At 53.5% G+C, this 23,979-nt stretch carries 17 protein-coding genes and 1 tRNA gene; 8 read left to right on the forward strand and 10 right to left on the reverse strand.

The window, feature by feature from the left end:
• Positions 1 to 42: 42 nt before the first annotated feature.
• On the reverse strand, positions 43 to 870 hold the full coding sequence (locus TH63_RS15405; protein WP_048921725.1) for a LiaF transmembrane domain-containing protein: 828 nt from the start codon (positions 868 to 870) through the stop codon (positions 43 to 45).
• 279 nt (positions 871 to 1,149) lie between these two features.
• Between TH63_RS15405 and pheS the strand changes: the two genes are divergently transcribed.
• From pheS to TH63_RS15435, 5 genes are all read left to right on the forward strand, one after another.
• Positions 1,150 to 2,175, forward strand: coding sequence for a phenylalanine--tRNA ligase subunit alpha (gene pheS / locus TH63_RS15410; protein WP_048921726.1), 1,026 nt, complete (start codon positions 1,150 to 1,152; stop codon positions 2,173 to 2,175).
• 192 nt (positions 2,176 to 2,367) lie between these two features.
• A tRNA-Asn gene (locus TH63_RS15415) sits at positions 2,368 to 2,441 on the forward strand.
• 707 nt (positions 2,442 to 3,148) lie between these two features.
• Positions 3,149 to 4,300, forward strand: a complete 1,152-nt coding sequence (locus TH63_RS15425; RefSeq protein ID WP_048921728.1) for a TolC family protein — start codon at positions 3,149 to 3,151, stop codon at positions 4,298 to 4,300.
• On the forward strand, positions 4,297 to 5,223 hold the full coding sequence (locus TH63_RS15430; protein ID WP_048921729.1) for an efflux RND transporter periplasmic adaptor subunit: 927 nt from the start codon (positions 4,297 to 4,299) through the stop codon (positions 5,221 to 5,223). Before TH63_RS15425 ends, TH63_RS15430 begins: the two co-directional genes overlap by 4 nt.
• Positions 5,220 to 8,261: an efflux RND transporter permease subunit gene (locus TH63_RS15435; RefSeq protein WP_048921730.1), complete on the forward strand. Its 3,042-nt coding sequence runs from the start codon at positions 5,220 to 5,222 to the stop codon at positions 8,259 to 8,261. Before TH63_RS15430 ends, TH63_RS15435 begins: the two co-directional genes overlap by 4 nt.
• A gap of 195 nt (positions 8,262 to 8,456) precedes the next feature.
• Here the strand turns inward: TH63_RS15435 and TH63_RS15440 are convergent, their stop codons facing one another.
• Positions 8,457 to 9,515 (reverse strand): class I fructose-bisphosphate aldolase, encoded by a 1,059-nt coding sequence (locus TH63_RS15440; protein WP_048921731.1) that lies wholly within the window; start codon positions 9,513 to 9,515, stop codon positions 8,457 to 8,459.
• Positions 9,516 to 9,566: 51 nt separating this feature from the next.
• Entirely contained in the window at positions 9,567 to 11,672 is a 2,106-nt protein-coding gene (locus tag TH63_RS15445; RefSeq protein ID WP_048921732.1) for a copper-translocating P-type ATPase, read from the reverse strand.
• A 365-nt stretch (positions 11,673 to 12,037) separates the two neighbouring features.
• On the opposite strand from TH63_RS15445, the gene TH63_RS15450 reads away from it, so the two are divergent.
• On the forward strand, positions 12,038 to 12,724 hold the full coding sequence (locus TH63_RS15450) for a DUF305 domain-containing protein (protein ID WP_048921733.1): 687 nt from the start codon (positions 12,038 to 12,040) through the stop codon (positions 12,722 to 12,724).
• Positions 12,725 to 12,843: 119 nt separating this feature from the next.
• Here the strand turns inward: TH63_RS15450 and TH63_RS15455 are convergent, their stop codons facing one another.
• The 7 genes from TH63_RS15455 to TH63_RS15490 form a co-directional block, all read right to left on the reverse strand.
• A complete protein-coding gene (locus tag TH63_RS15455; protein ID WP_048921734.1) occupies positions 12,844 to 13,497 on the reverse strand; it encodes a DUF2911 domain-containing protein in 654 nt (217 codons plus the stop codon).
• A 60-nt stretch (positions 13,498 to 13,557) separates the two neighbouring features.
• A complete protein-coding gene (locus TH63_RS15460; RefSeq protein ID WP_048921735.1) occupies positions 13,558 to 14,757 on the reverse strand; it encodes an efflux RND transporter periplasmic adaptor subunit in 1,200 nt (399 codons plus the stop codon).
• A gap of 2 nt (positions 14,758 to 14,759) precedes the next feature.
• Complete coding sequence (locus tag TH63_RS15465) at positions 14,760 to 16,082, reverse strand: efflux RND transporter periplasmic adaptor subunit (protein WP_082161735.1); 1,323 nt, start codon at positions 16,080 to 16,082, stop codon at positions 14,760 to 14,762.
• Positions 16,060 to 17,319 (reverse strand): TolC family protein, encoded by a 1,260-nt coding sequence (locus TH63_RS15470; protein WP_197088573.1) that lies wholly within the window; start codon positions 17,317 to 17,319, stop codon positions 16,060 to 16,062. The genes TH63_RS15465 and TH63_RS15470 overlap by 23 nt, the downstream gene beginning before the upstream one ends.
• A gap of 37 nt (positions 17,320 to 17,356) precedes the next feature.
• Positions 17,357 to 19,288, reverse strand: coding sequence for an efflux RND transporter permease subunit (locus TH63_RS20800; protein WP_262506173.1), 1,932 nt, complete (start codon positions 19,286 to 19,288; stop codon positions 17,357 to 17,359).
• The gene (locus tag TH63_RS20805) at positions 19,288 to 20,556 is read right to left on the reverse strand and encodes an efflux RND transporter permease subunit (RefSeq protein ID WP_048921738.1); all 1,269 of its coding nucleotides are present in this window, start codon (positions 20,554 to 20,556) and stop codon (positions 19,288 to 19,290) included. Before TH63_RS20805 ends, TH63_RS20800 begins: the two co-directional genes overlap by 1 nt.
• A 295-nt stretch (positions 20,557 to 20,851) precedes the next feature.
• Positions 20,852 to 21,253 carry a hypothetical protein gene (locus TH63_RS15490; RefSeq protein ID WP_156180648.1) on the reverse strand — a complete coding sequence of 134 codons (402 nt, stop codon included), beginning with the start codon at positions 21,251 to 21,253 and terminating at the stop codon, positions 20,852 to 20,854.
• Between the two features lie 503 nt (positions 21,254 to 21,756).
• Here TH63_RS15490 and TH63_RS15500 point away from each other — a divergent pair.
• Together TH63_RS15500 and TH63_RS15505 are read left to right on the forward strand one after the other, a co-directional pair.
• Positions 21,757 to 22,794: an SDR family oxidoreductase gene (locus TH63_RS15500; RefSeq protein ID WP_048921742.1), complete on the forward strand. Its 1,038-nt coding sequence runs from the start codon at positions 21,757 to 21,759 to the stop codon at positions 22,792 to 22,794.
• A gap of 255 nt (positions 22,795 to 23,049) precedes the next feature.
• Positions 23,050 to 23,724: a helix-turn-helix transcriptional regulator gene (locus TH63_RS15505; protein WP_048921743.1), complete on the forward strand. Its 675-nt coding sequence runs from the start codon at positions 23,050 to 23,052 to the stop codon at positions 23,722 to 23,724.
• Positions 23,725 to 23,979: the final 255 nt, after the last annotated feature.

Raw genomic sequence — 23,979 nt, forward strand, 5'->3', positions numbered from 1 at the left:
GCAAGTTGACGGACAGGTCCATAGGGCGCAACCGGGCTGCAATTAATAACTTTTGATGTCAATTCCACCAAAGATGACGGTTCCTTTCAAGATGAGCACCTTGTCCCCCTGCATGGAAGGGCGTATCATGGAGCGTTTCTCGTCAATCCCGCCAAAAATGCAGGCTACCTCTGAGCGCACTTTCCAATCGGCCGGAATCACCAGGGTGGTGCCGCCAAACATTATGGTCACGTCTATCACCACTTCGCCCTGCAGGTCGGCGTGGGCCAGGTTATACTCGGCGCCGCCGAAAAACGTGGTGATCTGGCCGCCCCTAAAGCTTTTGGTGATAATGCTCTTCTTGATGCCGCCAAACACCGCGGTGCCATTGATGTAATCGTCTTTTGACACCGTGGCGGGGTCCATCACCCCTTCTGAGGCAGGTGTGGCATAAGAGGAGGTATAGGTATTGCCAGGGTAGGCCTCCGGCAAGGGCTGGCTTGGGCTTTTCCAGCCTTTGCCCGGCGAATGGTGCCGCGGGCGCAACATCATGAACAATCCAAACCCGATCAACAGAACGGGCCAGAAATACGGCTTTATGTTGAAGGCAGGGAAAATATCTTCCATCAGAAAGAGTGACCCAATGGCGAAAGGAAAAATCCAGCCGATGTTGCGGAAATTATGCTTAAAGCCGGTGTATAAGCCTATCACAATCAACAGCATCTTCCAGGAGAAAAGCCAGTAAGGCACATTTAACACATAGAACTCCCGGGCCAACAGGGCCAAGCCCACAATGACAATGAGCAATCCTGCCATTACCCGGCCGCCGTTGTTCCTGGATGGCTCGTAGCCACTGTAGTTTGGTGAGGTGTTTTCGTTGTTCGTTTCCATAGTTGTACTTGATTGATAGACCAAATGTAGAGGGTTGGTGCCGCGGCCGCAACGGCTATTAGGCTAACTCTGGAAGAAAGTAGGTGAATGGAGGGTTTTGGTAGGTGAATGGCGAAAAGGTTTTTAACCGACGCAGGGGAAGGCAAATTAAAAACCGTTTTGGGCCTGTTTTCCGGAAAATAGCCCTAAAACGCCACCCTGGATTCTGCGCGCAGCGGGACTCTCCTGGCAAGACGCAGAACTATGCTGTCATTCACGGTTAATCTTTATCTTTGCGCTATGCTATTGGAGAACATTAAACGGCTGACCCAAGAGGTGGAAGCCTATGCTATAGAGAACAAGGAACACCTGGAGGCCTTCCGGAATACGTTTGTAAGCCGCAAGGGCCAGATTGCTGCCCTGTTTGACGAGATGAAAACCGTGGCGCCCGAGCAGCGCAAGCTGGTGGGCCAGGAACTGAACCAGCTCAAACAGCTGGCGCAGCAGAAAATGGACACCGCCCAGGAGGCCCTGGAGCAGAACGCCACGCCAGATGCCCTGGCCGGCCTGGATTTCACGCTGCCGCCGGTACCTAACGCCCTGGGTACGCGCCACCCGCTTTCCCGCGTGCGCGAAGACATTATCCGGATTTTTGAGCGGATTGGCTTCAACGTGTCAGAAGGCCCCGAGATGGAGGACGACTGGCACAACTTCTCGGCCCTCAACTTCCCTGAGAACCACCCTGCCCGCGACATGCAGGACACGTTTTTCCTGAGCAAGAACCCCGACATGCTGCTGCGCACGCACACCAGCAGCGTGCAGGTGCGCGTGATGGAGCACCAGAAACCGCCCATCCGCACACTATCTCCGGGCCGCGTGTTCCGCAACGAGGCCATCTCGGCCCGGGCGCACTGCGTGTTCCACCAGGTGGAAGGCCTGTTTGTGGACCGGGGCGTGAGCTTCAAAGACCTGAAAGACACCTTGTATTACTTTGTGCAGGAGTTGTTTGGTGCAGACACCCAGATCAGGTTCCGCCCGTCTTTCTTCCCGTTCACCGAGCCCTCTGCCGAAATTGACATCACCTGCCTTATCTGCAAGGGCAAGGGCTGCAATATCTGCAAGCACAGCGGCTGGGTAGAGATTGGCGGCTCAGGCATGGTAGACCCGCAGGTACTGGAGAACTGCGGCATTGACTCCAAGGAATTCTCGGGCTTTGCGTTCGGGATGGGCATTGAGCGCATTACCATGCTCAAGTACCAGATCAAGGACCTGCGCCTCTTCACTGAGAATGATGCCCGCTTCCTGCGCCAGTTTGAGGCGGTGTAACAAGGCTACGGCGGAATAGAATTCCGTTTTGGGGCCGTTTTCTGTAAAACGGCCCCAAAACGGAATTTTTTATTTTCATTCTCAAGCACTTACTAACTTTTTATAAATTTTTCTGCACCAATGCTTGCGTAATGTCGCATTAGCCCCTACTTTTGCATCATCATTCAAGACCACCCGGTCTAGATGGTAAACTCCTCCTTAGCTCAGTCGGTTAGAGCACATGACTGTTAATCATGGGGTCCTTGGTTCGAGCCCAAGAGGGGGAGCTTCTTAATCAGCCACTTACGAGATAAAACTTGTAAGTGGCTTTTTTGTTTGCATACATTTTGCACCCGCTGTCCTGGAATGAGCCTTGGACAAGAGGCTCCCGTTTCCTAATCCATTGAACCCTTGCCCGAAGAAGCTTAAAGGGTAATACCAGCCTCCTGGGGCCGTCGCCTTTGGCCTTGCTTGCCCCTCTGTGGGTACACACATCCCCCATGATAGCCCTGGGTCTGCCCCAAGCGCTTCCATCTTTTTCACCTTCAGCCACGCGTGTGGGTTCCTTCTATGGCAAAACCAAGGCTGGTGTCCCCCATCTGTTTATCCAGGGCACCTACCAGCCACCCGGAAACGACGGTTACAGGTAGTGTTTCCCGTGCCCACCAATGACTTACCATGCAAGCTTTTCCAAACAGGTTGCTAAACTGAATCAATAAAGCAGCAACTAAATCAAAACCTCCCCGGTATTCTAAAAGGACCTGCAGCCCTTACCTACAGGCTTCATTTTAACACGGTTATCAATTTGAGGGGTGCCTTGCTACCCTGGTTGACTTAATACAGGAGTTATGGAGAGACCGATTTTACCATATCCAGAACTTTAAATCCAAAGAAGGTGCGTGGGGTATTCACAAAGCTGTGGGCAGTTATTGTTCTTATACTATTCCCCCTGGCAAAACTGTGTGCCCAGGAAAAACGCGACCTTGATTTTTACTTGAACGCCGGCCTGGCCAACAGCCCGATGCTCTTGGACAGCGCCAACCAACACAGCTCTAATCTACTGGACAGCCTTAGAATATTAGCTGGCTTCCGGCCGCAGGTTACCTCCACGGGCAATATCATGGTGGCGCCGGTGGCCGGGAAATTTGGGTATGACAGTGCCATTACCAACGGAGCCAACTATTCTGGCGTGGTCACGGTGGAACAGCCCCTGTTTAACGGCCGGCCGCGGCGGGTGCAGTTCCAGAATATCACGTTACTGAACCAGGCCTTGCGGCTGAATGTACAGCTCTCGGAAATGGACCTGCGGAAAAGCATCACGGCCCAGTATATTACCACTTACGCTGACTACAGCCAACTGGAATTTAACCGGGATTTGCTGAAGATCCTGCAGAGGGAGCAACCGGCTTTAAAGAAACTGGTGCAGAACGGCGTGTACCTGCAAACCGATTACCTGAACCTGAACGTGAGCATTCACACCCAGATGATAGCCATAAAGAAAGCCGCCCTTCTGTACCGCGACGATTTGCATGCGCTGAACCTTTTGTGCGGCATAAACGACCGGTCAGAAGTTATTCTGCTTAAACCGCAACTGCCCGTGAGGAATACCTTTCTGGTGAGCCGGTCGCCGCAAATGCTGCGTTTGAGAATAGATAGTTTAAGGCTGCAGAATGCCCGCGAGCTGCTTGACCTGAATTACCGGCCCCGGCTGAGCGCTTTTGTGGATGGAGGGGTGAATGCCATAAACCCGCGCAACATCCCGCACAATTTCGGGACCAGCTTTGGGCTTAGTTTCATGGCCGTTATCTATGATGGCCGCCAGCGGCGCCTGGAATACAGCCGCCTTAGGCTCAGGGAAATCACCCGCCAGAAGTACCGCGATTTTTATGTAAGCCAATACCAGACCCAGGTTAACCAGTTGCTGGACCGCCTGAAAGCGACCGATGACCTTTTAAACGAAATACGCGCACAGATTGACGCCCAGCAACGCCTGATCAATATATACAAGGTGGAAATAGCAAATGGCCTGGTCAGGTTCACAGACTTCATCCTTAATGTGACCAACTATACTACCACCCGCAATGACCTGGTGCAGGCTGAGAACGACCGGCTGCAGATCTTAAACGAACTCAATTACCTGAAATGAAAAACCACCTCCCTTTTTTCGCGTTTCTGCTTCCGTCTCTGCTGGCCGGCTGCACCCAGACTTCGCCTGAAGAGGAAGGCGCCGATAAAGAAGTAAAAACACCCGTACAGGTCATAAGGGTGGAGCATTTGCCTATCTCCGAAACCTTTACCTTGTCGGCCACCTCGGTTTACCAGAGAAAAAACATCATAAAATCAAATGCGCAGGGGTATCTCAAGAAAATTTACGTGGGCCTGGGTGATTTTGTGAATGCCGGGAAACCGATGTTCTTGCTGCGCACCAAAGAGGCTGAAGTATTGGGAGAACTCGCTAGCAAAGACCCCATGCTGGCTTCTTTCAGGGGCGGCATAACGGTGAAAGCGCCGGTTTCTGGCCACGTGCGCGAAATCAATTTCCAGGTGAACGATTATGTGAACGACGGCGACCAGTTAGCGGTAATTGCCGACGGAAGCAGTTTCGTCTTTATCCTGGACGTGCCTTTTGAGTACAACCAATTTGTAAAGCCCGGCACCAGTTGCACCATCCTTTTGCCTGACTCCACTAAAATGCCCGGAAAAATCACCTCCAGCCTGGGTTTGGTAGACCCCGGTTCGCAAACCCAAAGCTTTGTAGTGGTGCCGCAAACCAACCGCCGCCTACCAGAAAATTTACTGGTGAACGTGCGGCTTACCAGGCAGGAAAAAAAACGAGGCCAGATAGTAGACAAGACCGCTGTGCTTTCAGATGAGACCATGGAGAATTTCTGGGTAATGAAACTTATAAATGACTCTACGGCCGTAAAGACCCCGGTGAAAAAAGGCATCGTTTCAGGGAATAAAATAGAGATCCTTTCGCCCATATTCAAACCCACAGACCGCTTGGTATCCACCGGAAATTATGGGCTGCCTGACACCGCCCTGATAACCGTACTCAAGCAGCCATGAAAGATTTCTTCCTTAGGTATAAAAACCCGGTAACGGTTATCCTGACGATTGTTCTGGCCGGGGGCGTCTTTGCGTACACCCGCATGCAGACCTCGCTTTTCCCGGAGGTTACGTTCCCCAAAATAAAGGTCATTGCCGACAGCGGTTTGCAGCCGGTCAGCAAGATGATGATCACCGTCACCAAGCCCCTTGAAAACACCATCAAGCAAGTGCCAGACCTACACCTTATCCGTAGCGTCACCAGCCGGGGCAGCTGTGAGATCTCTGCCTTTATGGACTGGAACGTAAACGTGGACCTGAGCAAACAACAGGTAGAATCGGCTATTGCCGACGTGAAAGCGGCCTTGCCCCCCGGCACAGATATCACGGTTGCCAAAATGAACCCAAGCATTCTTCCGGTAATGGGTTACGTGATTGACGGGCCTGGCCGCAGCCCCATAGAACTGAACCTGATTGCTAACTATACCGTGAAACCGTTTATTTCACAGGTAGAGGGCGTTTCTGAGGTACGGGTCACGGGCGGCAAGACCAAGGAATTTGTGGTGGAGTTGGAGCAACAGAAAATGAGTTCCCTAGGGCTTACGCCCACCGCCATCTCAGACGCCTTAAGCCATACCAATTTCCTGACCAGCAACGGGTACCTATCAGATTACGACCGGCTTTACCTTTCCACCACCAACGCGGCCATTGAAAACCTGGACGACCTGCAAAACCTGGTGATCAGCAATGACGGCAAACGCATAGTCAGGCTCAAGGATATTGCCCAGGTAAAAGTGGAGGAGCAGGTAGAATACATCAGGATAAATGCGAACGGCAAGAAAGCGATCCTCATTGCGGTCTTAAAGCAGCCGAACTCCAACCTGATCGCCATTTCCAATTCAGTAGAAGCCAAGGTAAAGACCCTGAATAACCGCATTCTACCCAAGGGCGTCAGGCTTACGCCCTATTATATTCAGGCAGATTTCGTGCATGACTCCATCAGGAGCGTTACTGACAGTTTGCTCATTGGCTTGCTGCTGGCCATTTTGGTGACGGTAATTTTCCTGCGCTCGCTCAAATCCAGCATTGTTATACTAGTCACCATCCCGCTCACGCTTTCGCTTACCCTTATCATAATGTACGTGCTGGGGTATACCTTCAACATCATGACCCTGGGGGCCATTGCGGCAGCTATAGGCCTGATCATAGATGATGCCATTGTGGTGGTGGAACAGATCCACAGAACGCATGAAGAGCATCCAGAAACCCCCACGCGTGACCTGCTCTCTAAAAGCGTCCGTTACCTGTTGCCTGCTATGGTTGGTTCTTCCATGACCACCATTGTCATCTTTTTCCCATTCGTTTTACTTTCTGGCGTGGCCGGGGCCTACTTCAAGATCCTGACGAATACCATGATCATTACCCTGGTTTGCTCCTTTCTGGTTACCTGGCTGGGGTTGCCTGTGGTTTACCTGCTTTTATCCGGAAAGAGTAATAAAGTCAAACCCGCCGAAACCCAGAAGCCGGGCAAATGGATCGCGTTTTTTATGCACCATTCCATATTGAGCATCAGTTTTACCATTGTCCTAATTGGGGTGGTGGTGTTGGTGGCCCCCTTGTTGGAAACGGGCTTTTTGCCCGAAATGGACGAAGGATCCATCGTGATGGATTACACGTCGCCGCCCGGCACTTCCCTAGACGAAACGGACCGGATGCTCCGCCAGGCGGAGAAGATCATCGTAAAAGTGCCGGAAGTAGAGAGCTATTCCCGGCGCACCGGCACCCAGATGGGCTTTTTCATCACTGAACCCAACAGCGGCGATTACCTGATCCAGCTCAAAAAAGACCGGCAGCGCTCTACCAATGACGTAATAGATGAGATCAGGAAGGGCATAGAAACCACGCAGCCCGCCCTGGTGATTGACTTTGGTCAGGTGATAGGCGACATGTTGGGAGATTTGATGAGCTCCACCCAGCCAATAGAGGTAAAGGTCTACGGAGACAATCAGCAACTGCTGCAGAAAATTGCCAGACAGGTAGCATCCATCACCGAACACGTAAAAGGTACCGCTGACGTTTTTGACGGAATCGTGATCGCCGGTCCCTCGGTGAACATCCGTCCCGATAACCAACTGCTGGCCAGGTACCAGTTAACCCCCGCTGATTTTCAGTTTCAGCTACAGGCCCAGCTGGAAGGCAACGTTATAGGCAATATCTTTGAAAAAGAGCAGCAAACCAATGTCCGCCTGAAATACCCATATCCCACTAAAACCTCGCTGAATACCCTGGAGAACGGCCAGATTTTCCTTCCCAACGGCAAGCTTAAACCCATTTCAGAGCTAGCCACCATCCAAATTGAAACCGGCAGCGCAGAGATAGAGCGGGAAAACCTGCAATCCATGATCCCCGTTACGGCCCGCCTGGATAACAGGGACCTAGGAAGCACCATTGCCGAAATTCAGCAAAAAATCAACGAGCAGGTCCATTTGCCCAAGGGCTACCATATTGACTATGGCGGTGCTTACCAGGAGCAGCAACAATCTTTCTCTGAGCTCCTCATGATCCTGGTTGCGGCCGCCTTATTGGTTTTTGCCACTATCCTATTTCTTTTCCGCGAAGTTAAAGTTGCCTTTCTGATCATTTGCATTGCCATTTTAGGCATTGCCGGAAGTTTGTTGGCGCTCTACCTTACCGGCACCGCCTTGAATGTGGGCAGCTATACCGGCCTCATTATGATCATCGGGATTATTGCCGAAAACGCCATTTTCACGTTCCTTCAATTCCAGGAATCGCGGCAAACCAGCAGTATGCATGATGCTATTGTATATGCCATTTCCACGCGGCTCCGGCCTAAACTAATGACTGCCTTCGGAGCCATTATTGCCCTGATGCCCATTGCCCTCGGCATTGGAACTGGCGCTCAGTTGCACCAACCTTTAGCCATTGCCGTAATTGGTGGTTTTATCATTGCGTTGCCGTTGCTGCTAATTGTGTACCCCACCTACTTACTTCTGCTTTTCAGGGAAAAAGAGGAAGACCAAGAAAATATCCCTCTCTAAAACACCACATGGGGAAAGCCCTATGCAAAGCTTCCGTTTTAAGGGTATTTTCCTGAAAACACCCTTAAAACGGAAGCTACTTACGGGGCTCCCGCCTCAGGAATCGCATAAGACAGCCCTTGGGAAAAACCTAAACTACCTATTCTGTGAAACAGGAAGGCCAAGCCCCTCTAGGGCCTGAAACTCCAGCGTTTTTCACGCCACGGTAATCGTCTCGTCTATATACACATCCTGCACCAGGTTAAGCAAATCCACGCCCTCTTCAAACGGCCGTTGGAACGCCCTGCGCCCTAAGATTAAACCAGTGCCGCCAGCCCGTTTGTTGATCACCGCCGTCCTAACGGATTGCTGCAGGTCAGAGGCGCCCTGCGATTCACCGCCGGAGTTGATGAGGCCGGCGCGGCCCATGTAGCAGTTCAGGACTTGGTAGCGGCAGAGGTCAATGGGGTGGTCTGTAGTAAGTTTATCATACATGGCGGGGCTCCACTTGGAGAAATTAAGCGCCTTAAAGCCGCCGTTGTTCTCGGGTAGCTTCTGCTTGATGATATCTGCCTGCAGGGTTACGCCCAGGTGGTTGGCCTGACCGGTTATGTCGGCGGCTACGTGGTAGTCTTTTTCTGCGGTTTTAAAGGCATTGTTGCGGGTGTAGCACCACAAGATAGTGGCCATACCCAATTGGTGCGCCCGCTCAAAGGCTTCGGCTACCTCTACAATCTGCCGGTTAGAGTCTTCAGACCCAAAATAAATAGTAGCCCCTACCGCCACGGCGCCCAGGTTCCAGGCCTCCTCCACCGACCCGAACATGATCTGGCTGTATTTGGTGGGATAGGTGAGTAACTCGTTGTGGTTGATCTTGACAATGAACGGGATTTTATGCGCGTACTTGCGGGCCACCATGCCTAGATTCCCGAAGGTGGTGGCCACCGCGTTGCAGCCCCCTTCCATGGCCAGTCTGATCACATTCTCCGGGTCAAAATACATAGGGTTGGGCGCGAAGGAGGCCCCGGCCGTATGCTCTATGCCCTGGTCAATGGGAAGAATGGACAGATACCCGGTTCCGGCCAGGCGGCCATGGTTGAAAAGCGTGGCCAGACTTCGGAGTACCGGTACTGGCCGGTTAGATTGCTGAAAGATCCGGTCAATAAAATCGGGCCCGGGCAAGTGGAGCTGCTCTTTGGGAATAGCCGTGGCGGTGTACTCCAGCAAATCCTCGGCCTCTTTGCCTAATAACTCATCAATGGTATAGTGTAGCATGGCGACTGGTGGTTAGGTGGTTGTATGTAATTCCCTGAGAATGCTCTATTGTTAGGTCTTGATCTGTTTCCGGAGCAACTGGGCGTTAATGGCCACTACCACGGTGCTCATGCTCATAAGAGCCGCCCCCACGGCCGGCGACACCATAATGCCCTGTTTGTAAAGCACCCCCGCCGCCAACGGAAGCGCCACCACGTTATAGGCGGTGGCCCAGATAATATTCTGGATCATTTTGCGGTAGGTGGCCTTGCCGAAGAGAATGAGCGAGGCGATGTCCTGGGGGTTGCTGTTTACCAGAATGATGTCGGCGGTCTCGGCGGCTACGTCTGTGCCGGAGCCTACGGCGATGCCCACGTCTGCCTGCGCCAAGGCTGGCGCGTCATTCACGCCGTCGCCGGTCATGGCCACAAATTCGCCCTGGGCCTGCAGTTCCTTGATCTTGTCCTGCTTCTGGTGGGGCAGCACGTTGGCCAGGTACCCATCCATCTGCAGGGCCTCACTCACGCTTTGTGCCACGCGGGCATTATCCCCGGTCAATAGCAGGTTCTTGATGCCATTCTCTTTCAACACCTGAATCGCCTCCGCAGACTCCGGCCTGATTTGGTCCCTCAGACTTATAAAACCAGTTACTACACCGTCTATCAGCACATACACCACCGTCTCTACTCCTTCTTCAGCGTTACTCACCGGCACCTCAATGCCCATTTCCTGAATGTAGTTAGGGCCTACCACCTTTAGCTCTTTTCCTTCCACCTGCCCCTCCAGCCCTTTGCCGGGCAGATAGTTGAATTGTTCTGAGGCGGGAATCGTGATACCATCCGCCTTGGCCCGTTTTAAAATACCCTGCGAGATGTAGTGCTCTGAATTCTGCTCCACCCCTGCCGCCAGCCGCAGCAACTCCTGTTCAGGGACCGCAGGCAGAAAGGAAACCACGCGGGCTACTTCATGCGCGCCCTGGGTGAGCGTACCGGTTTTATCAAAGATGATGGTCGTGATCTTGCGGGAATTTTCAAAGGCTGTGCGGTTCCGGATGAGTAACCCGTTCTTAGCTGAAATAGCCGTGGAGATGGCCACCACCAAAGGCACGGCCAGGCCCAGGGCATGGGGGCAGGAAATGACCATTACAGTTACCATGCGTTCCAAGGCGAAAGCCAGTTCGGCACCCAGAAAGAGCCAGATGGCAAAGGTAGAAAAGCCCGCCAGCAGGGCGATATAGGTAAGCCAACGGGCGGCCTTGTCGGCCAGGTGTTGCGTAGCCGACTTGGTTTTCTGGGCGTCTTGTACCAGATGGATAACCTTGTTCAGGTAGCTTTCCTCGCCGGTGTTCTGGACCCTCACCCGCAGCGCCCCGTTACCGTTCAGGGAACCGCCTATCACTTTCAGGCCCTGGCCTTTCTGTACTGGTTTGCTCTCCCCGGTGAGCATGCTTTCATTTAGGTAGCTTTCCCCTTCTTCAATTAGACCGTCGGCGGGCACTTTCTCGCCGGGCTTCACCAGAATCAAGTCATCTCTTTTCAGGCTTCCCAGAGGCACGTCCATAGTTTGGTCGCCCTGCACCAGGTGGGCAGTGGAAGGCATCAGGCTCACCAACAGCTCCAGGGCGCGGGAGGCGCCCAGCACCGATTTCATCTCAATCCAGTGCCCCAGCAGCATGATCACAATAAGCGTGGCCAGTTCCCAGAAGAAGTCCATGCCCGGCAACCCGAACACAACGGCCGTACTGTACAGATAGGCCACCGTAATGGCAATGCCAATGAGGGTCATCATGCCGGGGGCGCCTTTTTTCACCTCGTCTTTTAACCCGGTCAAAAAAGGCCAGCCCCCATAGAAGAAGATGATGGAGGACAGCGCAAAGGCAATGTACATGTGGTACGGCACGTCTAGCCTATACCCCAGAATATCCTGCACCATGGGGCTGATTACTATCACGGGCAAAGACAGAACAAGTGAGACCCAGAACCTTTTCCGGAAATCGGCAATCATCATGGCGTGGTGGTCGTGTCCCTGGTCACCGTGCCCCGGCGCTTCCTTCGCTTCCGGCGGAATGGCCTGATCATGTGCATGCAAGGTTTTTTCGGCCAGATATTGTTTCTCCTGGTCAGGAGCTTCTTTCCCCGAGGGCTGCGCTGACGCATGGGTATGATGGGAATGCTCCATGGGGTACTATGTTTTGTGGGCTTCTTTGCGTTCGGGCACTGTTTTAAACCGTCTAACCTTTGGGAAAGACCCAAGTAAGGCCAAGCGTTTTGGGCACGTTTTGGCCAAAACAGCCCTGAAACGCCATTTCATCTGCTCCTTCTTTTACGGCGGCACGCGCAATTGGTGCGTGCATTTTGCCGGTATTGCACCATTTGTGAGGCGCCTTTGCTGCAGCCTTTGTTAGCAAGTGCCGGGCCAAGGTATAAAATCAATAAGGCTAGCAAGAACTACCGTTAGCAGGGACCGTATAAATTTATAACTGCTTAAAATTTAAGCACCTACACACTTTATCAAGCAACTATACACCTTATACTTAACCAACTATGAAAAACTACCTTTTAGATTTAAAGCTTCCCGCAATTCTGCTGGGGGCCAGTCTGGTTTTTGGGGCCTGTAGTAAAGAAAAGACCACCGAAACCACCACTACTAAAACTACCGAAGAAACCATGGATGACGACATGGGCATGGACATGGACAGGGACAGCATGAAAATGGGCTCTAATGAGATCATGGACAAGATGCATGACCACATGGAGTCTATGCGTAAGCTTAAACTGACCGGAGACCCAGACAATGACTTTGCCCTGATCATGGCCGAGCACCATAAAGGCGGCATTGAAATGGCCGAAGAGGAAGTGGATGAAGGGAAAGACACCATGCTGGTGAACATGGCCAAAAGAAGCATTACTATGCAGAAAGACGAGCGGGAAAAACTGGAGGACTTCGCCGATGATCATAAACCCGCTTCCCGGGATACCTCTGCTACTATGAAACTCATGCAGCCCATGAAAGACATGATGGGCAAAATGGACCATAGCAAAACTGGCACCACCGACTACCACTTTGCCAGTCTGATGAGCATGCACCACCAAAGCGGCATTGACCTGGTAGACGCTTACCTGAAACAGGCCAAAGTGCCCGCCATGAAAACCATGGCCCAGAAAATAAAAGATGAACAGCAGAAGGAAAAGAAAAAACTGGATGCCTGGCTGGCCAAACAGCCTAAGTAGAACTTACCTCTTTCCTGAAAACGGGCTTGCCCGGAAGAAAACGCATAAAGCATTTCTTCCGGGCAGGCCCGTTTCTATTTTGGCATCCTGCTCTAAAGGCAGGGTGTAAGAACAGGTTTCTACAGACTAACCGGCACGGAGATTTTCACCTTCTCCCAGGTCATGTCTATAGAGCCCTTGGTATCGCTTTCCGGGGTGATCTCATACCGCAAGCGTTCCTGTTTCTGAGCCGTTTTGGTGGGTTTAACCGAAATCCGGACCAGGTCTTCTTTTTCAGAATACTTATCTGCCAGGTGCTGTTCCCAGTTCTTATTGATAATTACCGTCCATTGGTCTCTGCCGGGTATGGTAAACAAAGCGTATTTGCCGGCCGGAATCTGCACGCCACCAATGGTGATGGGGCCATCGATCTGGAGGCTGGTAGCGGAGTGGGCCCCAGTTACCCAAACGCGGTCATAGGCCACCAAGCCGCCCCAGATCATACGGTTACGGACCGCCGGTGAGTGGTAATTCACCTGTAGGTTGGTAGTACCGATTTTTCCCGTGGCTACGGCTTTCAGGCTGCCTTTGAGCGTATCTGCCTCTGGCTGCACCTGAATGACTACCGCACCAGAATCTACCGGAAAGGCCTGGGTAGTAGTTACAGAATCTGCTGTCTGGGATTGGGGAACCGTGGCAGGCACCTGGTTGGCGGCAGGTTTCTGCTCACAAGACAGAAACGCAAGGCTTAACGCCGTGAGCAAAACAGGGAAAGTGGTTTTAGAATACATCATTTCAGGTAGAAGGAGTGGAAGATATAGAATAAGGTAAAAGGAAAAATGCTTCTGAAAAAATTAGTGGCCATGGCCTGCCATGGGGTCGGTGCCTTTCTTTAAAATATATTCGCTGTTCAATAGATACGTACCGCGCACCACCACCTTTTCATTGGTATAGAGGCCGTCCAGCACTTCTACCCATTGTTTGTTTTCGGTGCCCAGTTCCACCATGCGTGACTCAAAACCGCCCTTCTTGTTCTCTATCCAGACCATGGGTTTCTCCCCGGGCACAACAGCAGACTTGGGTACCATGAGCACGGCGTCCGCCTGATTCCGGAGAAGCACGTAGGCCAGCATGCCGGGCTTCAATTTACCGGTTGTGTTAGCAACTTTAAAGGTAACCAGATTTAGCTGTTGGTTCTGCTCCAGCACCGGGTTATTCTGCACCAGTTTCCCGGTGAGCGTGTCCTGCGGGAACGCCTCAGGCACAATGCGTACCTGGGCCTCTTTACCCAGCGTGGCTCCCTCACCTGGGTAGAGCTGGGCCTGCACCCACACCGAGGTCAGATTTGCCACTTGCAGCACCGGCGTTCCCTCGGCCACGTAGCTGCCCTCTGCCTGTAAGATTTTCAGTACCGTGCCTGCCACCGGGCTGTAAAACGTAATGCGGGGGCTGGCTTTGCCCCTTTTGGCCAGTTGGTTGATTTGGGCGCTGGTCATGCCCCAGAGCTGGAGCTTTTGACGTGAGGCCGCCGCCAGTTGCTGGCGCATGCCGCCCAAGGCGATTCCTTCCTGCCGAAGGGCCAGCAAATATTCCTGCTGCGCGGCCAGCAACTGCTCACTGTACAGTTCATAGAGCGGTTGACCTTTCTGCACCCGCTCCCCGGTAGTTCGCACCAACAGACGGTCCAGCCGCCCTGCCACCCGCGCCGTCACAGACTCCACGGCGTTTTCATCCATCACCACCTTGGCGGTAAACGTAGACATACCGCCTATCTGGCCGCCCTTGATCTGGTATACCTCAATATTGGCCAGTTTGCGTTGCTGGTCGGTGAGCATAAGGCCTTCGTCTGAGTTGCTTTGCGCGCCGCTCACCTTTATAAGGGTCATGTTACAGACGGGGCAGACGCCCGGCTTGGCCGACCTTACTTGCGGGTGCATAGGGCAGGTATAGTATTCATCACTAGAGGCGTGCTCTTCTCCATTTTCCCCTTTGGTACACATGGAGAACATAAACACCCCCGCCAACATGATCATTAAATATCTCAGCTGCTTCATCCTTACTGCGGTTTAATAAAAGATTCACTGTCTGTCATATAGCCCGCCTCTTTGGCCACGCGGGCATTCTCAGGCAAACCGGAAAGAATCTGGACAAAGCCTCCGCTCTCCTGCCCCACTTGTACTTCCTGGGCCTGAAAGGTAAAGGAGTGGGAACCCACCGGATCTTTCCTGACCCACACAATAGACCGTCGGCCCAGGCTCCAGACCGCCGAGGCGGGCACCACCATCATGTCCTTTCCCTTGCCCGGTGCAATGGTAGCCTGCACCAAGGCATTAGGTTTGAGCTTCGGCCCCGGATTCTCCAGGTACACCCGCACCGATACCTGGCTCTGCCCCTCCCTCACCACGGGTTCCAGAAAGTTCACCTTGCCCGTAAGCGTCTGCCCAGGCAATAGTAGTGAGGTAAGCGTTACGGCATCTGCTACCCCTATTTCGGCGGTGGCATTGGCCGGAATGGTTAAAATGGCCCACACGGTTTTCAGGTCATTTACTGTAAACAAGGCCTGCCCTTTGGTGAGATACTGCCCTTCGCGCAGCGCATTTTCAGAGGCCCCGGCAGAAGCGGAGGAAGTGGTTGCGGGACCTGCTCCTCCACCCATGCCGCCCATCCCGCCGGCTTCTGCAGTAGGAGCCGGCCCGCCGGTAGCTTGCGCATTGGCCGTGGTTTGACCAAACTGCAGGTAGCCCTCAAAAGGGCTGAACACCGTGATCTTGGTCTGCGGCTTGCGGGTTCTTTCCAGGGTACTGAGCTGGGCGGCGGTTAAGCCCAGCAACCTAAGCCGCTTGCGGGCCTGTTCTGCCAGGCCTCGGTCACCGGCGTTCAGCACAAACAGAAACTCCTCTTGGGCAGTCAGCAACTCCGGGCTGTAAAGCGTAAGAATGGGTTGCCCTTTCTTGACCAAGGTATAGTTGTATTTCACGAACAGCTCCTCAATGCGGCCCGGAAAATAAGCCGACACCACGTTGTTGCGGCGCTCATCAAAGGCAATGGTTCCCTGCACCTGCACCGGTTTATCCAGGGCGTTGCGGCTGGCCTTTACCGTGGCCTGCGAGGAAACCACCACGCCATTGGGGTCGGCGGTGAGCTGCTCCAGCACCTTGTCTTTGGGTTCCAGGTTCATGTGGCAGATAGGGCACTGGCCGGGTTTATCACTGATGACCTCGGGGTGCATGGGGCAGGTGTAGGCATCGGCGGCGGCCGCTTGGGTACTGCCGGCGTGGTCTTCGTGACCGCTTTCCTGCTTTTGGGTGCAGCTGAAAGCTGTTAATAGCACCAAAGCCAGCAGCAGATGTATTCCTCTATTTCTCCAGTTCGCGCGCATATTCCACCTCCAGTCTTAATGCTTTGTCAAGCAGTGTGTAATAGTCCATTTCCTTCATCTGCCACATTTCCCAGGCCTCCAGCACCACAAACAAATTAGCGGTGTTCTGTCGGTAGGCCAGCAGGTTCACGTCCAGGGCCTTGCGGTAAGCGGGCAGCACCTTTTGCCGGTAGTTCTGTAACCGCTCCCGCTCCAGTTTCCACATGGCCTGTTTTTCCGTGGCCATCCGGCGCTGCATCACCTGCATGGTTTCTTTTTCCCGCTGCATGGCCAGAATGTCCAGTTCCATGCCTTTCACCTCGGCCTTGTTCATTTTATTAGCCCAGGGCATGAACGGCAAAGACACCATGACCATGGCCGAATACATAGACTCCATGTTGAACATTGGCATGTGCTCAAACCGCACGCCAAACTCTGGCCGTAGCTCAGAGCGCATGACCTCCTGGTTGGCCCGCATGGCTTGAATGGAAGCTTCCATCACGGCTATGTCACTGCGCGAGGTAGTGGTATCTGCCAGCAGAAAGGCAGCCAGCCCCAGGCTGGGCTCCTGGAGCGTATCTACCACAAACTCCTGGTCTACCGGGCGCCCCATGAGCGTGTTCAGGCCCAAGGTGCTTTCTATAATCATTTGCTTTTGCGCCAGCCGAAGGTTCTGTAGTTCCTGCAAGCGGGCGCGGGCGCTGTAAATGTTATTGAGTTGCGCCTGGTTGTAGGCATACTGGGCTTCTGAACTCTTAATGAGTAAGTTTAACACCCGTTCACTCTTACCAATCACCTGCAGCATTTTCTCACTTACATAGCGGGTAAAATACAGCTGCCGCACTTCGGCGCGCAGTTCATTCTGGGTCCATTTCTGCTGTTGCGCAATGGCCGGCACCTGCGCCTGCAGGTACCGTTCCTTGGCCCGCTGCTTGGCCCGGCTGGGGATCATCTGCTCTACCCCAATCATTAAGCCAGACTGGTTTTCCATAATGGGCATGTCAATCATTTTGGGGTCATAGGGCAGGCGACTCAACCCAACGGTAACCTGGGGCGGCATCCAGCTGCGGGCCCCGGCCACGCGGGCTTCAACAGCCTGGCGGCGGTAGTCATACTGCTTTAACTGCGGATAATTCTGTTCCATTTGCAACAGGGCTTCCTCAAGGGTAAGCACTGGTTTCTCTGTTATCTGGGCCATGGCGCTGGTGGTAACCAGCAAGAGCAGCCACAGCAGAAGGTTTTTGAGTAGATACTTCATTTCTGGTAATTTGAATGTTTTGGTTCCCATGGCGTGGTTATTCTTTAATGTCCAGGAACTCTACCCTTCCGGTTTTCTTCAGTTCATATTCCTTTACCCACAAATAAATGACGGGCAGCACAATAAGCACGTAAATAGTGGATGTAATCAGACCGAAGACAAACGGAATGGTGATAGGCCTGATCACGTCTGCCCCCACCCCGGTAGTCATCAAGACAGGCATTAACCCAATCATGTCGGCCATCACGGTCATGAGTTTAGGCCGTACCCGCAGCACAGAGCCCTCATACACAGATTCGCGCAGGTCTTGCGGCGTGATGGGCTGCGTCTTTTTGCGCTCATTCAGCCGGAGAATAGACTCATTTAGGTACACCAGCATGAGCACCCCCGTCTCCACGGCCACCCCAAACAAGGCAATAAAGCCCACGGCCACCGCCACCGAGAAGTTCACCTCAAAGAAGTACAGCGAGTACACCCCGCCAATAAGCGCCAGCGGCATACTGGACAACACAATCAGCATTTCTTTCCAAGAGTGGAAGGTCATGTAGAGAATAAGGCAAATAATGAGCAGCACCCCCGGGATAATGAGTTGCAGGCGTTTTTCGGCGCGTATCTTGTTCTCGTATTGGCCGCTCCACTCCAGGTAATAGCCCTTGGGCAGCTTCTTGATGTGGTCTGCCACCCGTTGCCGCGCGTCTTCCACCACGTTGCCCATGTCCCGGCCCCGCACGTTGAACAGCACCGTTCCGCGCAGCATGGCATTCTCAGAGCTGATCATGGCCGGCCCGTCGGTCATCTTGATATCGGCTACCGCCGATAAAGGAACGGGGCCAGCCTGGCGGGTCTGGATGAGCGTGCGCTGGATCTCAGAAATATCATTCCGGAAATCCTGGGCCAGGCGCACGTTAATGGAAAACCGCTCGCGGCCTTCAATGGTGTTGGTGAGGCTCATGCCCCCCAGGGCGGTTTCAATCACCTGGTTCACCTCGTCCAGGCTTAAGCCGTAGCGGCCCAGCTGGTCCCGCTTTACCTGAATGTCCAGGTACTTGCCGCCGGTCAGGCGCTCGGTGTACAGGTCGGTGAGGCCTTCCACGCCTTTAAGGGCTTTTTCAATGTCTACGGAAAGCCGGTAGAGCGTGTCAAGGTTGTTGCCGTACACCTTCACGCCCACGTCTGTCCGGATGCCGGTGGCCAGCATGTTAATGCGGTTAATGATGGGCATGGTCCAACCATTGGTCACCCCGGGTATGCGCACCTTTTCGTCCAGCTCAGCAATCAGTTTTTCCTGGGTCATGCCTTCGCGCCATTCAGCCCTTGGCTTCAGCAGAATAATGCTTTCAATCATGCTGATGGGCGCGTTGTCTGTGGCAGTATTGGCCCGGCCGGCTTTGCCCAGCACGTTCTTTACCTCCGGCACAGATTTGATGAGGCGGTCCTGCACCTGCAGAATGCGCTTGGCCTCGGCATTGGACACGTCGGGCAAGGTGACCGGCATGAACAGCAAGGACCCTTCATCCAGGGGCGGCATAAACTCACTGCCAATGTTAATGATCACCGGGATACTGCCCAGCACCACCAGAAGGGAAACAGCCAGCACGGTTTTCTTCCAGCGTAGCGCCCACCTGATCACCGGGCCATAGAGCCGGATGAAGAAACGGGAAAGCGGGTTCTGGCTTTCGGGGCGCAGGCGGCCTTTCATGAGCAGGCGCATAAGCAGCGGTACCACAAAAATGGCCGTGATGGCAGAGCCGATCATGACAAAGGTCTTGGTTAAGACCAGCGGCGTAAACAGCTTTTCTTCCTGCCCGGTCAGAAACAGCAGTGGCGCGAACGACACCAGCGTGACCAGGATGGAGAAAAACACGGCGCGGCCTACCCGGCGGGCGGAGGCTTCAATGATTCGTACCCGTTCGCCTTCCGGCATGTCACGGGTGTGTCTGGGTTGGTAGTTTTTTGGTTCAGTCTCCATTAGCTTACCCCCTCCCCTTCAGATAAATTACGGTAGGCGTTTTCCACCATCACAATGCCCGCGTCTACCAGGTCACCAATGGCCAGGGCCACCCCGCCCAGAGACATGATATTGGACTCCACGTTAAACAGATTCATTAAAATAAAGCCTATTAATACTGACAGCGGAATGGTGATAATGGCTACCAGCGCGCTTCTGAAATGGAACAGGAAAACCAGGATGACAAAAGACACCACCAGGATCTCCTCAATCAGGGCTTCGCGCAGGGTAGCCACCGCCGCCTCAATCAGGTCACTGCGGTCATAGACCACTTTGAATTTTACGCCCTTGGGCAGCCCTTTCTCTACCTCGGTCATTTTGGTTTTCACCCTGTCAATCATGGCCCGGGCATTTTCGCCGTAGCGCATGACCACAATGCCGCCCACTACCTCGCCCTCGCCGTTTTCTTCAGTGATGCCCAGCCGAAGTTCGCCACCCGTCTGTACCGCAGCCACGTCTTGCATGGTCACCGGCACGGAATTAAAGGTGCCCAACGGGATCTTTTTGATGTCTTCAATGCTCTGGATGTAGCCCAGCCCCCGGATGAGGTAACTGGCCCCGTTCACCTCAAAGGTGCGGCCGCCCACGTCATTGTTGTTGGTTTGCACCGCCTGCAGCACCGTAGAAAGCGGAATGTTGTAGAAATTGAGCTTATGGGGGTCTATGGCAATCTGGTACTGCTTCTGGAAACCGCCAAAGGAGGCTACCTCGCTTACCCCTTGCACGTTCTGCAGCGCAAACCTGATGTACCAGTCCTGCAGGGTGCGCAGCTCGGCTAAGTCATAGCCGGGGGCGTCCAGGGTGTACCAGAAAATATGCCCTACCCCGGTGCCGTCGGGGCCCAGGGTGGGCACCACCTGCTCGGGCAGCAGGCGCTGCGCGTAGTTCAGGCGTTCCATGACGCGGGTGCGGGCCCAGTAGATGTCAGTATCATCATTGAAGATCACAAACACAAAGCTCATCCCGAACATGGAGTTGGCCCGGATGCTCTTCACCTCCGGAATACCCTGCAGGTTAGACACCAGCGGATAGGTGACCTGCGCCTCTACCAGCTGCGGGCTGCGGCCCATCCACTCGGTGTAGACAATCACCTGGTTCTCAGAAAGGTCCGGAATGGCGTCTACCGAGTTGGTTTCCAGGGAATAAAGTCCCCAGCCAAACAACACAGCCGCCACCGCCAGCACAGTCAACCGGCTCCGGATGGAAAACGAAATTATTTTTTCAATCATAAAAGACTTCCTTACCCAGCTGGGAGGCGGCAGGCCGCGGCGCTGGAGTGTTCTGAAAATGAAAAATGCAGGCTTTGCTTCTCCTTCATCGGCGGGGCCGTCACCTTTTTAGGGAAACCGGACAACTGGAAATAGAGGAAAGGGGCAAAAGCGCGCCTGGGCCGTGGAGGACCCAGGCAGCAGATTACCAAAAGCAGCAGCAGAGGAATATAGGCCCGGGCCAGGTTAGCCAGGTAGAGCTAAACCAGAAATGTCAGGGCGTACAGAAGCGGCCGCTTCAGGCGAGAAGCGGAAATTAGATAAGGAAGTTCTGATAGAGAATGCCCAGGGTTCTGCCGGAGACGGGCGGCGGCAAGGAACTATGGGGCAGTTTTTCCAGGAGAGCGGGCCAGATGTGCTCTGGGAAGGTGGCCAGCACCAGGGGCTGTTTCACGGCCTTCTGGGCCAGCTGTTGGGCAGGCGCGTACTGGTGGCTTGCCTGGGTGAACACGGCTTGCGGCAAGGCGCAGGTCATGTCTTTGCAGGGTTTCTTAGGGGTTTTGGCGGCCTTTCCGCAGCAGCAATCAGAAGAGGCCAGCAGCGAGAAAGAAGCATCCTTTTCGCCGGCGCAATGCGACAGGTCCACACGGAAGCCGAAAGAGGCCCACAAGAAGGCCACTATCAAACTCAGGTGCATACTTTTTCGCAGCGTCTGCATATAGATGTGGTTCACTGTCAAAACGTTTCCGATGGGGCAGGGTTGCACCTACCGGATTTTGCGCTTACAAAAGTAGCTTTCTTCTCTGGGCTGGCTGTTATAAAATTAAGGTTAAATTTTACACAACTCTGTTCTTTTCAGCAGGAGCCTGCGGGCCTTTGGTCTGGCCCGCTGTTTTACGCCTGTTTTTCTGAAAACAGCTCTAAAACGGGTTTCGCCTTGGCCTTGCCCCATAAACCGCTGGCTCGCGTTTTAGCCCTGCTTTCAGGAAAACGGCCTCTAAACGCACAGGCGTTTCTGAGGCTTGCGGCGGACCAGATGCGTTAAAAAAATCTGCTTCGGGCTTTTAGCCCTGCTAGCCTCCCTTTCCCAACCAGGCCACCATAAGGTGAAGCACCCGGCGCCTGCTCTGTCTAAATTTTTGATGGCTGCTTTGAAAACAGATGCGTAAAAACTCTAAGGATTTCGCATTCCATTCTATACGTTCACTAACCAATATTTTTATGGCAATTACACTTAAACCTCTCAAAGACCAAGTGATTGTGATTACGGGCGCCTCCAGCGGCATTGGGCTGGCCACGGCCCGGGCGGCCGCTAAAAAGGGCGCTAAACTGGTGCTGGCTTCCCGCAACCGTGAGGCGCTGGAAGAAATTGTAGAGCAGATTACGCAGAAAGGCGGCGAGGCCATTCATGTGACCGCAGACGTAGGAAAGCAGGAAGATGTGCAGCGCATTGCTGATGCCGCCATCACCTACTTCGGGGGCTTTGATACGTGGGTGAATGATGCCGGGGTTTCCATTTACGGCCGCCTGCAAGAGGTCACCGACGAGGACAACCGCCGCCTGTTTGACACCAACTTCTGGGGCCTGGTATACGGCTCCCTGGCCGCGGCCAAGCACCTGAAAGCCCGCGGCGGCGCCATCATCAACATAGGCAGCGTGCTCTCAGATGTGTCTATCCCGCTGCAGGGTATGTATGCCTCCAGTAAACATGCCGTGAAAGGCTTCACCGATGCCCTGCGCCAGGAGCTGGGCGAAGAAGACGCGCCTATCTCGGTGACGCTCATCAAACCTACCGGCATCAACACGCCTTACCCGCAGCACGCCCGCAACTACACCGACCATGAGCTCACCCTGCCGGCCCCGGTCTATGCCCCCGAAGAGGTAGCCAATGCCATTTTGCACGCCGCCACCCACCCAGAACGCGACATCCTGATTGGCGGCAGCGCCAAGATTATGAGCTCCCTGAACAAGTACGCCCCCGGCGTGATGGACTGGGTGAATGAGAAAACCATGACCGAGCAGCAGATGCGTAATGAACCGGCCCGCCACAAGGAAGGCTCCCTGCACCAACCCGGCCACGACGGACGCGTGCACGGCAACTATGAAGGCCACGTCATGAAAACCAGTCTCTATACCCGAGCCTCTATGCACCCACTGCTCACGGGCGCCGTACTGGCCGTGGCCGGAGCGGTGACCGCCGTAGCCCTGCGTGACAATACCCGCCTGAAAAAGAACGGGAACGGCAATTACGTAATCTAAACATGCTCTATCTGGGCAGTCTCCCTTTTAAAGGTCTGCCGCTGAAGCTTCTATAACCACAAAGACATAAGTTTCTTTTTGGTTATAGAAGCTTTTTTCATGATGTACACGTATAGCAATAATCTAACATTTCATAAAAATAATTTAGTCTTGCCTACCCGATAGGGCATGACCTCTTTTTAATATATACAAAATAGAATATTAACCAACGGCTCACCGGTTTACCCGGTATGGCCTGTTTTAAAAAAACGGTACATGGAGCTGAGGAAGAAAATGAATGACAAAATTTCAACCATAGCCGCCGTTGCAGATCAATTGCCGGGGGTGGTTGTCATCCATAATATACAGGATAACCTCAAAGTGGAATACATGTCTCCCTTAGGGCTTCGCCAGATAGGCGTGACCCTGGAAGAGCTGCAACAAATGGGCCCTGAGTTTCATACCCGTTTTTTCAACCCCGTAGAATCTGCGGAGTATGTCCCTAAGCTCATCCATGGCCTGCTGGAGCGGAACAGCGAGCATGAAATCATTTCTTTCTTTCAGCAGGTGCGCTTTCACGAACAGGAAGACTGGATGCTGCACCTGAGCACCATCAAGATCTTCATGCGCGATGACGCCGGAAGGCCCTTGCTCACCATCACCATTGCCATGTGCATAGACCCCATGCACCACCTCACCGCCAAGGTAAACCGAATACTGGAAGAGAACACCTTCCTGCGCCAGCACTACCAGCGGTTTTCGCACCTGGGCCCCAGGGAGCGCGAAGTATTGAAGCTGGTAGCCCTGGGCAAAAGCTCCCTGGAGATTGCCCAGGACATGTTTATCTCAGAGAAAACCGTGAACACCCACCGCCGCAACATCAAAGTAAAACTAAACGCCCACACCTCCTTTGAACTCTCGCAATACGCCCGAGCTTTTGATTTGATTTGATGGTTGTGGGAGTGGGCCAAGTGGTGCGTTTGAAAAGCGGGAGCCACGCGTGTTCCGTTTTAGGCCCGTTTTACGGAAAACAGGCTTAAAACGGAATATAGATTACCAAGCCCATTACAGCCTACTAAGCGCAGACTTTCCCCTTGAGGATTGCCCAAACGAGAGTTTGAGGCAGCGAGCGAAGCTCTGAAGAGGGGTGTTAACACAGGTGAGGTTGTTTAGAAGAGTGAGTCTCCTGATATATGAAATTCGAAA

Source organism: Rufibacter radiotolerans (genome assembly GCF_001078055.1).
In the GTDB taxonomy this organism is placed as follows: Bacteria; Bacteroidota; Bacteroidia; order Cytophagales; family Hymenobacteraceae; genus Nibribacter; species Nibribacter radiotolerans.

Coding starts and splice junctions, on each gene's coding strand:
- TH63_RS15435 (WP_048921730.1), top strand. CDS start 5,220: ATGAAAGATTTCTTCCTTAGGTATAAAAACCCGGTAACGGTTATCCTG.
- TH63_RS15470 (WP_197088573.1), bottom strand. CDS start 17,319: ATGAAGTATCTACTCAAAAACCTTCTGCTGTGGCTGCTCTTGCTGGTT.
- pheS (WP_048921726.1), top strand. CDS start 1,150: ATGCTATTGGAGAACATTAAACGGCTGACCCAAGAGGTGGAAGCCTAT.
- TH63_RS15450 (WP_048921733.1), top strand. CDS start 12,038: ATGAAAAACTACCTTTTAGATTTAAAGCTTCCCGCAATTCTGCTGGGG.
- TH63_RS15405 (WP_048921725.1), bottom strand. CDS start 870: ATGGAAACGAACAACGAAAACACCTCACCAAACTACAGTGGCTACGAG.
- TH63_RS20800 (WP_262506173.1), bottom strand. CDS start 19,288: ATGGAGACTGAACCAAAAAACTACCAACCCAGACACACCCGTGACATG.
- TH63_RS15445 (WP_048921732.1), bottom strand. CDS start 11,672: ATGGAGCATTCCCATCATACCCATGCGTCAGCGCAGCCCTCGGGGAAA.
- TH63_RS15430 (WP_048921729.1), top strand. CDS start 4,297: ATGAAAAACCACCTCCCTTTTTTCGCGTTTCTGCTTCCGTCTCTGCTG.
- TH63_RS15460 (WP_048921735.1), bottom strand. CDS start 14,757: ATGAAGCAGCTGAGATATTTAATGATCATGTTGGCGGGGGTGTTTATG.
- TH63_RS15490 (WP_156180648.1), bottom strand. CDS start 21,253: ATGCAGACGCTGCGAAAAAGTATGCACCTGAGTTTGATAGTGGCCTTC.
- TH63_RS15465 (WP_082161735.1), bottom strand. CDS start 16,082: ATGCGCGCGAACTGGAGAAATAGAGGAATACATCTGCTGCTGGCTTTG.
- TH63_RS15505 (WP_048921743.1), top strand. CDS start 23,050: ATGGAGCTGAGGAAGAAAATGAATGACAAAATTTCAACCATAGCCGCC.
- TH63_RS15440 (WP_048921731.1), bottom strand. CDS start 9,515: ATGCTACACTATACCATTGATGAGTTATTAGGCAAAGAGGCCGAGGAT.
- TH63_RS20805 (WP_048921738.1), bottom strand. CDS start 20,556: ATGATTGAAAAAATAATTTCGTTTTCCATCCGGAGCCGGTTGACTGTG.
- TH63_RS15455 (WP_048921734.1), bottom strand. CDS start 13,497: ATGATGTATTCTAAAACCACTTTCCCTGTTTTGCTCACGGCGTTAAGC.
- TH63_RS15500 (WP_048921742.1), top strand. CDS start 21,757: ATGGCAATTACACTTAAACCTCTCAAAGACCAAGTGATTGTGATTACG.